Raw genomic sequence first — 12,269 nt, 5'->3', positions numbered from 1 at the left:
TTTTTTATCAAAAAACCAGTTCGTTTGAGCTGGTTTTTGTGCATTTTGGCAAAAGGAAAAAACGATGACCCCTGCGGTAAATTTGGCAAAAAAATTAACATTAAATTTTTCATTGCATGAATATGAACATGACCCAAATAGCGACAGTTATGGGCTAGAAGCGTCCCAAAAACTGGGGCTAAATCCTGCACAAGTGTTCAAAACCCTTGTGGTGCAAGACGATAATCAAAAATTGGCGGTGGCGTGCGTGCCTGTTGAGCATTTGTTAAATTTAAAAAAAATTGCCAAAGCCATCGGCAGTAAAAAAGCGGTGATGGCAGACCCAAAACTGGTAGAACGCACGACTGGCTACGTGTTGGGCGGTGTCAGTCCGCTTGGGCAAAAAAAACGCTTGCCAACGGTGATTGATGAAACGGCAAAAGATTTTGACACGATTTATTTTAGCGGTGGCAGACGTGGGCTTGAGATTCAAATGCGTGCTGATGATTTGGCACAGGCACTTGGGGCGATTTTTTGTGATATTAAACAAGAATAATTTAAAAAATATTTAATAAAATTTTAAAAAAGGTAAAAAAATGAAAAAAATTGTGTATTTGGGTGGCATGGGTGCAATGATGTTGGGTTTGACAGCGTGTCAGCAACCACCCAATTATCAAAGTATTGATGGCAAAACGATGGGGACAAGTTATCATATCACTTTTGAATTGCCAAAAAATGCCGATGTGGCGAACATTCAAAAGCGGATTGATGAACGCTTGGTTCAAATTAACAAAAGTATGTCCACTTATGACGATACGGCAACGATTATGCAGTTCAATCATGCCAAAGCAGGACAAGCCATCACGATTGACAGCGATTTTATCAAGGTTTTGCAAGATTCCAAAACAGTTTATCAAGCATCCAATGGGGCGTTTGACCCTACAGTTATGCCGTTGGTGGCACTTTGGGGCTTTGGCAGTGAAATGCGGATTGACCGTTTGCAGTCGCCACCGTCAAAAGCCGAGATTGACACCGCCAAACAGTTGATTGATTTTGACAGCATTGTGTTAAACCAAAATCAACTGGTAAAAAATAAAGACGGTGTGGCGTTGGATTTTTCGGCGATTGCCAAAGGTTATGGCGTGGACGTGGTCGCCGATGTGCTAAAATCTGACTACAAAATCCAAAATTATATGGTGGAAATCGGTGGCGAAGTGGCAACGCTTGGCAAAAACGCCAAAGGGCAATTTTGGCAACTTGGCATTGATGAACCTGTGATTAACAGCAGCGTAAGCAATCGCAATACCATCGCCATCATTCGGGAATCAGCAACAGGCAAAATCAACCTTGCGACATCAGGAAATTATCGTAACTCATTGGTTTTTAACGATATTCGTTATAGCCACACCATTGACCCCACCACCGCAAGCCCTGTGGTAGACGGTGCATCATCGGTAACTGTGGTGCATGATAGCACCGCTTTGGCGGACGCTTGGGCGACTGCTTTGACCGCCATGCCTTACCAAAAAGCGTTGGCAATGGCGAACGCCCAAGACCTTGCGGTAATGTTTATCGTGCATAAAGACATGAAAAAAGCCAACAAAGACAGCACGCAATTGGCAGATTGGCAAATTGTGGAAACGCCAAAAATGAAAGCCTTGCGAGCAGGTACGGACAAATAATTTTACAAAAACGTTTGGCAAAAATAACACAATCATGTTACAGTAAAATTCTATTTTAAAACGATTAAAAAAGCAAAACAGTGAGAACGCTATGTTAAGCCAATTTTTACCCATCTTTTTTGTGACCTTTGCCGTGTTTGTGCTGTTTTTTGTGTTCATGGGATTGGGTTATATCTTTAAAAAACAACCACTTAAAGGCTCTTGTGGCGGTGTGGCAAAATTGATGGGCGATGAATTTTGTCAATTTTGTGGTAACAACCCAAACAAATGTGCAGAAATTAATAGCGAACAACAAAATAACGGTATCAGCGAAAAAGCCAAACAACTTGGCAAACAAATTTAACATTCAACAATGCTAAAAATCGCCTACTCGCCCCTATTTAACCATGCCGTGCCTGAAAAACACCGATTTCCCATGCAAAAATATGACGAAATCCCAAAACGGCTGTTGGCAGAAGGCACGATTCGCCCTGAAAATTTGTTTTTGCCAAAAAAATTAAGCGAAAGCCAAATTTTAACCACGCACACCGCAGACTATTGGCAACATCTCAAAGATTTGACCTTGCCAAAAAAAGACGCACGTGCCATCGGTTTTGAGCTGTCGCACGCTTTGTTTGAGCGAGAACGCACCATCGCCCACGCCACTTATGAATGTGCGTTGTTTGCCAAACAGTTTGGCGTATCGCTTAGTACGTCAGGCGGTACACATCATGGTTTTGCTGACCATGGCGAAGGGTTTTGTGTGTTTAATGATTTGGCAATTACCAGTCATTTGTTATTAAATCAAGGACTTAGCCAACAGATTTTGATTATTGATTTGGACGTTCATCAAGGCAATGGTACGGCACATATTTTTGCCAATGACAAAAGAGTGTTTACTTTTAGTATGCACGGTGCAAAAAATTTTCCCTTTCGCAAACAACAATCCGACCTAGATATTGAGCTGGCGGACGATACAGGCGATGACGAATATTTAACGATTTTGGATAAAAATTTGCCGATGTTAATTAAAACGGTTGCCCCTGATATGCTGTTGTTTTTGGCTGGGGTGGACGTGTTGGCAAGCGATAAACTTGGCAAACTTGCCCTAACCCAACAAGGCTGTAAACAACGAGATAGCCTTGTGTTCAATTATGCCAAGCGTTATCAACTGCCGATTGCGGTGGTGATGGGCGGTGGCTATTCTGAAAACCTTGATGATGTGGTGGAAGCCCATTGCAATACTTTTAGAATTGCGAAACAGATTTTTAATCTTGATTAAAAAATTTCGTCTTCAATTTATCTATAATCAACTTTTTGTAAAATCAAATCCGCACACAATTGCGGGGCTTCAAGCGGTAGCAAATGTCCGTATTCATTTAATACGGTAATTTGTTCGCTGGGTACAAACTCGTTCCATGTGGCTCGCACTTCTTCGCTGATAAATATAGACGGCTTGCCAATAATCAGATTAACAGGGACTTTGTTGTCCGCAATCACTTTTTCTAAAGCGTCCATAATAAACGGCGTGCTAAAATAATTCGCCAACTCTTGCTCAGGCGAAAAACGTAACGTCAATTTACCATCTTTTTCTTCTAAACTATTTTTGGCATAAAGTTGCAAATACTCATCGCTAATGCGTTTGTACGCTTTGTGACTGCGTAAAAATTGGTAATAATCATCAACGCTTTGCCAATCGGCTTGTTTGACTTTGGTGCTTTTAAACGGCTCTTGGGTCATTTTGACTAGGCGTGGGGCAAGGCTATAAGCTAAAGTTTGTTGTTTGGTAAAGGTAACAGGTTCAAGCAAAAATAACTGGCTAAATAGTTCTGGGCGTTTGGCACAGGCGATGGTGGTGGCGGTCGCCCCTTGTGAATGACCGATAGCGATGATGGGTTTGTCTTGTGTCTTTTGTAGAAATTCGATTAAAACTTCCGCATCTTCTTCTCGGGTGAGTTTTTCAGCGGTAGGTTTGTCAATCCATTCGCCACGCATGGTTAATGCGGTGATGTTAAGTTGTTGGTTTAACGCATTTAATAATGGCTCGTAAGTGCTTAAGGCAAAACCATTACCGCCGTAAAAATGGGCGGTTTGGCTCGCATTTGGATTTGATAAGTTGTAATAACGGGCGTTTTTGCCGTTGATATTGACACTTTTTTCTTCCATAGTTTTATTTCCTTTTTCAAGTTTAATGGCGATACCGTAACATAAAACTTTGCAATTATCGGCTTCATCATTCGTAAACCAATGGTCAAAAATAGAAATATCCCAAATTTGTGACCATTGTTCACTATATTGAAGTGGTTTGGCAAAGTTAGATGCTACTTTCATCAATCATCTTCCCCCAAGAACCCGCCACTTTGTCTTGCCCAAAGTTTGGCATAAACACCATTTTTGGCAAGCAACTCGGCATGGCTACCTTGTTCCACAATTCGCCCTTTATCCATCACCACCAATCTATCAAGCTCGGCAATCGTTGATAAACGGTGAGCAATCGCAATCACCGTCTTGCCTGCCATCATTTGATTTAGGCTTTCGGTAATGGCGTGTTCCACTTCGCTATCAAGTGCTGAAGTTGCTTCATCAAGGAGCAAAATCGGTGCATTTTTCAGCATAACACGAGCAATCGCAATGCGTTGACGTTGTCCGCCAGACAGTTTTACGCCACGTTCACCCACTTGGGTATCAAGTCCTTTGTTGCCTTTGACATCAGCAAGTTGGCTGATAAATTCATCAGCGTGGGCTTGCTTGATGGCGGTGATAATTTCGCTATCGGTGGCATTGGGGCGACCATAGGCGATATTTTCACGCACGGTGCGGTGCAACAATGACGTATCTTGGGTTACCATGCCGATTTGTCGGCGTAGGCTTTCTTGGCTAACGCTGGCGATATCTTGTCCATCAATCAAAATTTTACCGCTATCCACATCATAAAAACGCAATAATAAATTAACTAATGTTGATTTTCCTGCTCCACTTCGTCCCACTAAACCAATTTTTTCGCCTGCTTTAATATGTAAGTTAAAATTGTCTAACAGTTTGGTTTGGTCGGTTTTGCCATAGCCAAAATTGACGTTATCAAACACAATATCGCCTTGATTCACAGTCAGCTCGCCTGCGTTCGGTTTATCAACAATCGTATGCGGTTTTGACAAAGTTTTCATGCCGTCTTGCACCGTACCGATATTTTCAAACAAACTTGCCGTTTGCCACATAATCCAATGGGTCAAGCCGTTTAAACGCATTGCCATTGCAGTCGCTGCCGCAATCGCCCCCACGCTTAAATTTTGATAAAACCACAAGTACAGCCCAATGCCAACGGTTGATGCGACCAAAACCACATTAATGCTATGATTGACAACTTCCAATTTTGACACCCAACGCATTTGGTCATGCACGGTATCCATAAATTGCCCCATCGCATCTTTAGCATAGCTTAACTCACGGCGAGAATGACTAAACAATTTTACCGTCATAATATTGGCATACGCATCGGTAATCCGCCCTGTCATCAAGGCACGAGCGTCCGCTTGGCGACTTGCCGATTTTTTTAATTTTGGGATAAAATAAGTAATGGTCGTAACAAACATCACAATCCACAAAATAAACGGCAACAACAACCAACTGTCCAAATGAAACAAAATCACGCCACTACTGACAAAATACACCATCACATACACAAACATATCGGCAATCGTCATAATGGTATCACGCACCGCAAGGGCAGTTTGCATGACCTTTGCCGACACACGCCCAGAAAATTCGTCTTGATAAAACTGCATGGATTGACCGAGCATTTGACGGTGAAAACGCCACCGCATTTGCATGGGAAACACGCCTTGAATGGTCTGAAAATGAATGAATGAACTTAAACCAACAATCAACGGACTAAAAATTAACACCATCGCCATCAGGGTCAAATCATCGCCTTTTTGCATCCATAATTCACTTGGCGAATACGCCCCAAGCCAATTGACGATATCACCAATCCACTTATACAACAGCGATTCGTAAATACCGATTAAAGCAGTCAAACACATCAAGGCAAAAATCCAGCCACTCAAGCCTTTGGTACACGCCCACAAAAATTTTAAAAAATTATCAGTCGGCAACTGATAATCATCATCAGGATACGGATTTAAACGGTTTTCAAAAAAACGAAAAATTGACATAATTGTTATCTTTTTTTAATAATCATTGGAAAAATGGTTGTTATTCTAACATATATCATTTTTGGGTTTTAGTAGTTTTATGTTATATTAGTTCATTCACCCACATTTTTTTATGCCAAAAAAGCTATCCAGTCTTGAGAAAACTTATGACAAACGCCCTACTCATTGACAAAATTTATCTCACCGAAACCGAACAAACCGAACTTGTGTTTACCAATATTAAAAACGTCAATGCCTATTTTGATTTGCACGTTCATAGCGATGAAATCTCGCCTGCGGTGCTGTACAGTTATTATGTGGATTATTATCTGTCGCAAGTGTTAAACGGTGGTATCGCCCAATTCGCCTATAATAGCCGTTGGAACTCAGGTATGTTGCACTATGTGGAATTTGGCTTGGCAGAAATGGGGGCAACTCAGCATTTAGAACTGTTAGAAGAAATTGCCGATGTGATTATGGGTCAAATTGGTATTGATAATTTTATTAATTTTACCCAACAAAATTTGTTAAATAAGAATAAAATTCATGATAAATTAAACCGTTTAACCGATAAATTTTTACAAATTAATAAAAAAGAAAATTTAGAAATTTTAAACAATCAATTTTTACAACATCATGCCGATACGGTTTTTATTAGTCATCAGGAGTTTAAGCAGTTTTTGCAAAAGTTAAAACAAAATCCAATGTTGCAAGCTCGCCAAAATGAGCATTTAGAACAGTTACCGAGCCATGTTCGCTATATTCGTCAGTTATGTGATGAACATGGTTGTGAGTTGTTGCATATTATGGATAAAGAAAATGATGAACATTGGCATTTTTTTACCAGTCGTGGGCGGTTTTTTATGGTGGAACAAGGCGATAATGTGGTGATGATGACTTACCATAATCCTGAAATTGTGGCTCGTGTTAATAAATAGATAGCCAAAACAACAGCAATTAATAAAAATTTTTTTGATAAAAACTTGAACAAATTCATAATGATAATATCACATTTTGTGAAGTTTTGTATTACTATAACAAAAATTTTAACCAAGCTAAAAGACTTATGATGACATCAAACACACTTAACAACAATCATCACCCAAACAACTACGACCCACAACGTGCCAAAAAAGCCGCTTTAAGCAGTTTTGCAGGGGCGGTGGTGGATTGGTACGATTTTTTACTGTATGGACTGGTAGCGGCGTTGGTATTTAAAACCCAATTTTTCCCAAGTATTGACCCAAATATGGGGACGCTTGCGGCACTTGCCACGTTTGGGGTGGGGTTTTTGTTTCGTCCGCTTGGGGGCATTGTGTTTGGGCATTATGGCGATAAACTTGGTCGCAAAAAAATGCTGTTTTTAACCGTGTTTTTGATGGGAGCGGCGACCGTTTTAATTGGTTTGTTGCCAAGGTTTCATCAAATTGGCTGGCTTGCTCCGATTTTGCTCGTTACCTTGCGTGCCATTCAAGGCTTTGCGGTGGGCGGTGAATGGGGCGGTGCGGCGTTGATGGCGGTGGAAAATGCCCCACAAGAGAAAAAGGCGTTTTATAGTAGCGGTGTGCAGATTGGCTATGGCGTGGGTTTGATGCTTGCCACAGGGTCGGTGTCGCTCGTGATGGCATTGCTTGGCGAAGAAGCCTTTATTGAATGGGGTTGGCGAGTTCCATTTATTTTAAGTAGTATCTTGGTGGTGATTGCCATGTGGCTACGCAAAGAGCAGGTGGAATCCATTGAATTTACCGAAGTTGTGCAAAAAAATGCCCACAAACTCAAAACTTTTCCAATTGTACAAGCAGTAAAAGAAAATCCAAAAGGCTTTTTCTTTATCATTGCGTTGCGGTTGGCGGAGTTGTTGTCAATGTATTTGGTAACGACTTTTGCGTTAAATTATTCAACCGAACATTTGCACATGGATTCTAAGGTGTTTTTGAATATTACCTTGCTCGTTGGGGCGATTAGTTGTGTGTCTATTCCGTTTTTTGCGATGATGGCAGACCGTTTTGGCAGACGTAGAATGTGTGTGCTTGGTGGGTTGATTGGGGCGGTGTGTGCGTTTCCATTTTTTATGGCGTTAGAGAGTGGGTCGCTGTTGTGGATTGTGATTTTTTCAATTTTGCTTGCAAATTTGGCTCATGATATGGTGGTGAGCGTTCATCAGCCGATTTTTACCGAGCTTTTTGGTACGGAGTATCGCTATAGTGGGGCGGGCGTTGGTTATCAGTTGGCAAGTATTGTGGGTGGCGGTTTTACGCCGTTTATTGCGGCAAGTTTGACCACGATGAATGGCGGTGGCTGGACGTATGTGGCAATTTATTTGACGTTGGGGTGTTTGCTAACGGCGATTGTGGCAGGTATGATGAAAGCTCATATGAATGAACCGATGCATAAAAGTTAAGTGTTTTGATGTGATAAGGGCTAGTCAATGCTAATGTTAAAACCAAAAATTTGTCCGCATGATGATTGTGGTAAAAAAACTAAATAAAATCTTGACAGATAATCGGTAAGCCATGCGATACCGTCTTCAAAAAATTTAGCATAATCAGTCGTTTGCCAACGCTCGGCAGGTTTGATAATTTCAATCCTATCAAATTTTAAAGATTTTTGTAAATCTAGCATGATGACCCCATTTTTTATTATAATACTAATATCACAACATTCTGCCTATTTTATCAAAAATACCAAAATGACAAACCAAATCCCCCTAGCCCAACGCATTCGCCCAAAATCCATTGACGAAGTCATCGGACAAACGCACCTACTTGGGCAAAACACCCCAATCCGCAACATCATCACACAAAGCTACTTGCCGTCCATCATTTTGCATGGCGAAGCGGGCATTGGCAAAACCACCATCGCCATGCTCCTAGCCGATGCGGTTAATCGCCCCTTTCGCACGCTCTCTGCCATTAACGCAGGTGTAAAGGAACTGCGAGAAGTATTGGCAAAAGATGATGGGCTATTTAGCGAGTCGCCTGTGGTGTTTGTGGACGAGATTCACCGTTTTAACAAAGCCCAACAAGACGCTCTGCTTGGGGCGGTGGAGTCTGGCGATATTACGCTCATTGGGGCGACCACCGAAAATCCGTCCTTTAGCGTCAATAACGCCTTGCTCTCTCGCTGTCAAGTCTATCGCCTTGAGCCTTTGAACGAAATTGAAATCAACCAAGTATTAGAACGTGCGATAAAAACCGACAGCGAATTTGGCAAATTAAGCATTCAAATTGATTCTGCCAAAGCCATTTTTGAGCTGTCGCAAGGGGATGCTCGTAAGGCGTTGAATTTATTAGAATTAGCCGTTTGTTCTCATGTAAATTTTAATAAAAATCTGCCGATTATTGTGAATGATGACAATGTGGTGGCGGTGGCAGGGGCAAGCCTTGTGCGTTATGACAAATCGGGCGACAATCATTATGATTTGGTCTCGGCAATGATAAAATCCATTCGTGGCTCGGACGCTGATGCAGGGCTGTATTGGCTTGCTCGTATGCTCACTGCTGGCGAAGACCCTGCTTTTATCGCTCGCAGGCTTGTCATCTCGGCAAGTGAAGATATTGGGCTTGCCAATCCAAATGCCTTGCTCATTGCCGATACCGCCTTGCGAAGTGTGCAAAGTATCGGTATGCCAGAGGCAAGGATTATTTTGGGGCAAGCACTCGTGTATTTGGCAAATAGCCCAAAATCCAACACCAGTTATAATGCGATAAATAAAGCCATGAAACTTGCCGAAACCGACCAATCGCCTGTACCGCTCCACCTGCGAAATGGCGTAACATCGCTTATGCGAGCGGACGGCTATGGGGCAAACTATGTCTATCCGCACGACTACCCAAACCACTACTATCCACAGCAGTATATGCCAGATAGACTGGTGAGCATGCGGTTTTATGAATTTGGCGATAACCAAAAAGAACAAGCAAGTTTTGCCTTTATAAGGTGGTTGAAAGGCGGATAATAAAAAAGTTTTAAGAAAATAAAAAACCGTTTAACATTTTGCTAAACAGTTTTTTTAATTTATCTAAAAATTAGTTTTTCGGTGCGTGTTTACGAAAATATTCCCATTCTTCCACGACTTGACCATTTGGCAAATGGCACATCGCATATTCATTGCCTTGTGCATCTTGACGAGCTTCAAGTTTACCACCTTGTTTTACGCAAAAAACGCTGGCAGGGTTTGCCATACCGACCATTTCTGGCTTTTCTTGTTTTGGGGTGCTTTGGCAAGCGGTTAGAGTGATTGTGGTCATAGCAACAAGTCCGATGAGTGATAATTTGTAAGATATCCTAGCGTTATTTACAGTATTTAGGATAAAATACTGCAAATGAACATACATAAAAACACCAGACTATTACCACTTGAAAGAGAAGCTATTTGGATAGCCTATCATCAAAACAAACAAAGCGTAACATCACTTGCTGAAGAATACAAAGTATCAAGACCAACAATCTACAAGGTATTGAAACTTGCCAGAGTGAAGTTACTAAAACCACAAACCAGTGTCAATAATCGCTTTAAACAAGCGAAATTTGGCATTAAACGCTTAGCTAAAGTTGAAAAGAGTATACAAGACAAACTCAAAAAACAAGCCAAGCGTTATAATAAATCCTATCCTGGTGAGATGGTACACGTAGATACAAAACGCCTACCACTGCTCAAAGGACAAAATAGCAACAGCCCTAGAGAATATCTGTTTGTTGCCATTGATGATTATTCTCGTGAACTGTATGCTTGTATTATGCCAGACAAAACAGCTTTTAGTGCGGCTAAGTTTCTGACAGAACAAGTTATTAAACCTTGCCCTTATACGATTGAGGTGATTTATTCTGACAATGGCACAGAATATAAAGGCACAAAAGACCATGAATTTGTCAAAGCCTGTTATAATAACAACATCAATCAGAAATTCACCAAAGTTGCCAAACCACAAACCAATGGTAAAGCAGAACGAGTAATACGTACGCTCATGGAGATGTGGCATGAACAATGTGAATTTACAAGTAGTAAACATAGAAAGCAAGAATTAACAAGATTTCTTAATTTCTATAATACCGTTAAACCCCATTCATCTTTAACTAAAAAAGATGATATTACTGGCAAAACTCAAACCTTTACTCCTTATGAGTGGTTGGAGTTTTATTTTAAACAAAGTGTAAATAACGCTTGAGGTTCTTACAGATAATTTCATAAAAAACTCCTGTGGCTTAAATTGGCATTTAAACAAATTTTTAAAAGCTCGCTGTATTAATTGGGTAAATTTTTTACATTCACATTTTGCCAATTGGCATTATGACGGATTTCGGTATTTTCACCCACAAACACCGCTTCATAATTGCCAAAGGTAGAGCCAGAGCCGTTAACCATCATCACCAGTGGATAAGTTTTGCCACTTTCTAAATTTTGCAGATACCAAATTTTTTGGCTAAATTGGTTATTTTTGCCCACGCCAAAAGTTTGACTGGCAACGGCAAATTACCCCATACGCGTGTATTTTTGTTCGAGTACGCCTTGTTTGACCGCTTGGGTGTAGTTTTGTGGCACTTTGCCTAAATTTTCTAAAAAAGATGAACAGGCGGTTAAAGATAAAACGCTGGCGATGGTTAGGGTGATTAGGGATTTTTTTAACATGATTTTGCTTTTAAACTTTTAAAATTTTTTGTCATTGTAACGTTTTTTCTCAAAAATATGTGTAAAATTGTGTCAATTTCTTTGACATTTTTTAGGATAAATGCCAAAAAAACTTGTACTTTAGTTTACACTTGTTATAAACTACCAAAAATTTTAAAAATAGGAAGACATCATGGATTCTAGCAACTTACCCGAAATCAACCTCAATACCATCGGCGAAAACGCCCCACGCCGAAACGGTACAATCGCCCCAAAACTTGCCAAAGCCTTTATGAAAGCAAGTGGCTGGAAAATTGTTGGCGAAATCCCCAATATCAAAAAATGTGTCATGCTTGCCGTGCCACACACCACCAATATTGATGGACTTTGGGCGATTGCGACCATTTTGGCGTTAAACGTGGATATCAAAATCATGGGCAAAAAAGAGCTGTTTCAAGTGCCTGTTTTGGCTCAATTTTTGCGTTGGGGTGGGATTATCGCTATTGACCGTGAGAAAAAAGGCTCAACCTTACAGGCAAGCATTGACCGTTTTAACAAAGAAGACCAGTTATTTTTGGGACTTGCCCCAGAAGGCACTCGCAAATATACCGAAAACTGGAAAACAGGTTTTTATTATCTGGCGGTGGGGGCAGGTGTACCGATTTTGCCGATTGCCATTGATTATCCGAGCAAACAGGTGCGATTTTTGCCACTTTTTTATCCAACTGGCGACATCAATGCCGATTTGCCAAAAATTTATGACTATTATGAAGGAGTGACAGGCGGTGTCGCCGAAAATATGTCAAAACCGTTGCAAGATTTAAGAAAATAAATTTTAAACAATCATAAAAAAACGCCTTCACAATGAAG

At 40.8% G+C, this 12,269-nt stretch carries 15 protein-coding genes; 9 read left to right on the top strand and 6 right to left on the bottom strand.

The genetic code is table 11. The features are described 5' to 3' along the window. Positions 1-64: 64 nt before the first annotated feature. The 4 genes from ybaK to ACGTJS_RS06550 all read left to right on the top strand — a co-directional run bounded on the left by ybaK (position 65) and on the right by ACGTJS_RS06550 (position 2,922). A complete protein-coding gene (gene ybaK, locus ACGTJS_RS06565) occupies positions 65-535 on the top strand; it encodes a Cys-tRNA(Pro) deacylase (protein ID WP_410473189.1) in 471 nt (156 codons plus the stop codon). Positions 536-575: 40 nt separating this feature from the next. Further along, entirely contained in the window at positions 576-1,661 is a 1,086-nt protein-coding gene (locus ACGTJS_RS06560) for an FAD:protein FMN transferase (RefSeq protein WP_410473188.1), read from the top strand. Positions 1,662-1,752: 91 nt separating this feature from the next. After that, positions 1,753-2,004: a (Na+)-NQR maturation NqrM gene (gene nqrM / locus ACGTJS_RS06555; protein ID WP_410473187.1), complete on the top strand. Its 252-nt coding sequence runs from the start codon at positions 1,753-1,755 to the stop codon at positions 2,002-2,004. Positions 2,005-2,013: 9 nt separating this feature from the next. Further along, positions 2,014-2,922, top strand: coding sequence for a histone deacetylase (locus ACGTJS_RS06550; RefSeq protein WP_315042024.1), 909 nt, complete (start codon positions 2,014-2,016; stop codon positions 2,920-2,922). 17 nt (positions 2,923-2,939) lie between these two features. Here the strand turns inward: ACGTJS_RS06550 and ACGTJS_RS06545 are convergent, their stop codons facing one another. Then, positions 2,940-3,971, bottom strand: coding sequence for an alpha/beta hydrolase (locus tag ACGTJS_RS06545; RefSeq protein ID WP_315042022.1), 1,032 nt, complete (start codon positions 3,969-3,971; stop codon positions 2,940-2,942). Next, positions 3,971-5,812, bottom strand: coding sequence for an ABC transporter ATP-binding protein (locus ACGTJS_RS06540; RefSeq protein ID WP_410473186.1), 1,842 nt, complete (start codon positions 5,810-5,812; stop codon positions 3,971-3,973). Before ACGTJS_RS06540 ends, ACGTJS_RS06545 begins: the two co-directional genes overlap by 1 nt. 146 nt (positions 5,813-5,958) lie before the next feature. Between ACGTJS_RS06540 and ACGTJS_RS06535 the strand changes: the two genes are divergently transcribed. Continuing rightward, positions 5,959-6,729, top strand: a complete 771-nt coding sequence (locus ACGTJS_RS06535) for a DUF4375 domain-containing protein (protein WP_315042017.1) — start codon at positions 5,959-5,961, stop codon at positions 6,727-6,729. 131 nt (positions 6,730-6,860) lie between these two features. Next, positions 6,861-8,192, top strand: coding sequence for a shikimate transporter (gene shiA / locus ACGTJS_RS06530; protein ID WP_410473239.1), 1,332 nt, complete (start codon positions 6,861-6,863; stop codon positions 8,190-8,192). Positions 8,193-8,212: 20 nt separating this feature from the next. On the opposite strand, the gene ACGTJS_RS06525 is transcribed toward shiA, so the two are convergent. Then, entirely contained in the window at positions 8,213-8,413 is a 201-nt protein-coding gene (locus ACGTJS_RS06525) for a hypothetical protein (protein WP_410473185.1), read from the bottom strand. Positions 8,414-8,480: 67 nt separating this feature from the next. On the opposite strand from ACGTJS_RS06525, the gene ACGTJS_RS06520 reads away from it, so the two are divergent. After that, on the top strand, positions 8,481-9,749 hold the full coding sequence (locus ACGTJS_RS06520) for a replication-associated recombination protein A (protein WP_410473184.1): 1,269 nt from the start codon (positions 8,481-8,483) through the stop codon (positions 9,747-9,749). A gap of 70 nt (positions 9,750-9,819) precedes the next feature. Here ACGTJS_RS06520 and ACGTJS_RS06515 read toward each other — a convergent pair whose 3' ends face one another. Further along, on the bottom strand, positions 9,820-10,041 hold the full coding sequence (locus tag ACGTJS_RS06515) for a DUF333 domain-containing protein (RefSeq protein ID WP_410473183.1): 222 nt from the start codon (positions 10,039-10,041) through the stop codon (positions 9,820-9,822). A 75-nt stretch (positions 10,042-10,116) separates the two neighbouring features. On the opposite strand from ACGTJS_RS06515, the gene ACGTJS_RS06510 reads away from it, so the two are divergent. Next, the gene (locus ACGTJS_RS06510; RefSeq protein WP_410472715.1) at positions 10,117-10,959 is read left to right on the top strand and encodes an integrase core domain-containing protein; all 843 of its coding nucleotides are present in this window, start codon (positions 10,117-10,119) and stop codon (positions 10,957-10,959) included. Between the two features lie 77 nt (positions 10,960-11,036). On the opposite strand, the gene ACGTJS_RS06505 is transcribed toward ACGTJS_RS06510, so the two are convergent. Further along, positions 11,037-11,237 carry a hypothetical protein gene (locus ACGTJS_RS06505; RefSeq protein WP_410473182.1) on the bottom strand — a complete coding sequence of 67 codons (201 nt, stop codon included), beginning with the start codon at positions 11,235-11,237 and terminating at the stop codon, positions 11,037-11,039. 27 nt (positions 11,238-11,264) lie between these two features. After that, a complete protein-coding gene (locus ACGTJS_RS06500; protein ID WP_410473181.1) occupies positions 11,265-11,420 on the bottom strand; it encodes a hypothetical protein in 156 nt (51 codons plus the stop codon). A 172-nt stretch (positions 11,421-11,592) separates the two neighbouring features. Between ACGTJS_RS06500 and ACGTJS_RS06495 the strand changes: the two genes are divergently transcribed. Next, positions 11,593-12,231 carry a lysophospholipid acyltransferase family protein gene (locus tag ACGTJS_RS06495; RefSeq protein ID WP_410473180.1) on the top strand — a complete coding sequence of 213 codons (639 nt, stop codon included), beginning with the start codon at positions 11,593-11,595 and terminating at the stop codon, positions 12,229-12,231. Positions 12,232-12,269 lie beyond the last annotated feature (38 nt).

Source organism: Faucicola mancuniensis (genome assembly GCF_046523945.1).
Classification (GTDB): Bacteria; Pseudomonadota; Gammaproteobacteria; order Pseudomonadales; family Moraxellaceae; genus Faucicola; species Faucicola mancuniensis.
Note: the sequence above shows the minus strand (reverse complement) of the source record. Positions and strands in the feature narration are given on the sequence as shown.

Coding starts and splice junctions, on each gene's coding strand:
- ACGTJS_RS06535 (WP_315042017.1), top strand. CDS start 5,959: ATGACAAACGCCCTACTCATTGACAAAATTTATCTCACCGAAACCGAA.
- ACGTJS_RS06510 (WP_410472715.1), top strand. CDS start 10,117: ATGAACATACATAAAAACACCAGACTATTACCACTTGAAAGAGAAGCT.
- ACGTJS_RS06540 (WP_410473186.1), bottom strand. CDS start 5,812: ATGTCAATTTTTCGTTTTTTTGAAAACCGTTTAAATCCGTATCCTGAT.
- ACGTJS_RS06525 (WP_410473185.1), bottom strand. CDS start 8,413: ATGCTAGATTTACAAAAATCTTTAAAATTTGATAGGATTGAAATTATC.
- ybaK (WP_410473189.1), top strand. CDS start 65: ATGACCCCTGCGGTAAATTTGGCAAAAAAATTAACATTAAATTTTTCA.
- ACGTJS_RS06560 (WP_410473188.1), top strand. CDS start 576: ATGAAAAAAATTGTGTATTTGGGTGGCATGGGTGCAATGATGTTGGGT.
- ACGTJS_RS06515 (WP_410473183.1), bottom strand. CDS start 10,041: ATGACCACAATCACTCTAACCGCTTGCCAAAGCACCCCAAAACAAGAA.
- ACGTJS_RS06545 (WP_315042022.1), bottom strand. CDS start 3,971: ATGAAAGTAGCATCTAACTTTGCCAAACCACTTCAATATAGTGAACAA.
- ACGTJS_RS06520 (WP_410473184.1), top strand. CDS start 8,481: ATGACAAACCAAATCCCCCTAGCCCAACGCATTCGCCCAAAATCCATT.
- ACGTJS_RS06495 (WP_410473180.1), top strand. CDS start 11,593: ATGGATTCTAGCAACTTACCCGAAATCAACCTCAATACCATCGGCGAA.
- ACGTJS_RS06550 (WP_315042024.1), top strand. CDS start 2,014: ATGCTAAAAATCGCCTACTCGCCCCTATTTAACCATGCCGTGCCTGAA.
- ACGTJS_RS06500 (WP_410473181.1), bottom strand. CDS start 11,420: ATGTTAAAAAAATCCCTAATCACCCTAACCATCGCCAGCGTTTTATCT.
- shiA (WP_410473239.1), top strand. CDS start 6,861: ATGACATCAAACACACTTAACAACAATCATCACCCAAACAACTACGAC.
- nqrM (WP_410473187.1), top strand. CDS start 1,753: ATGTTAAGCCAATTTTTACCCATCTTTTTTGTGACCTTTGCCGTGTTT.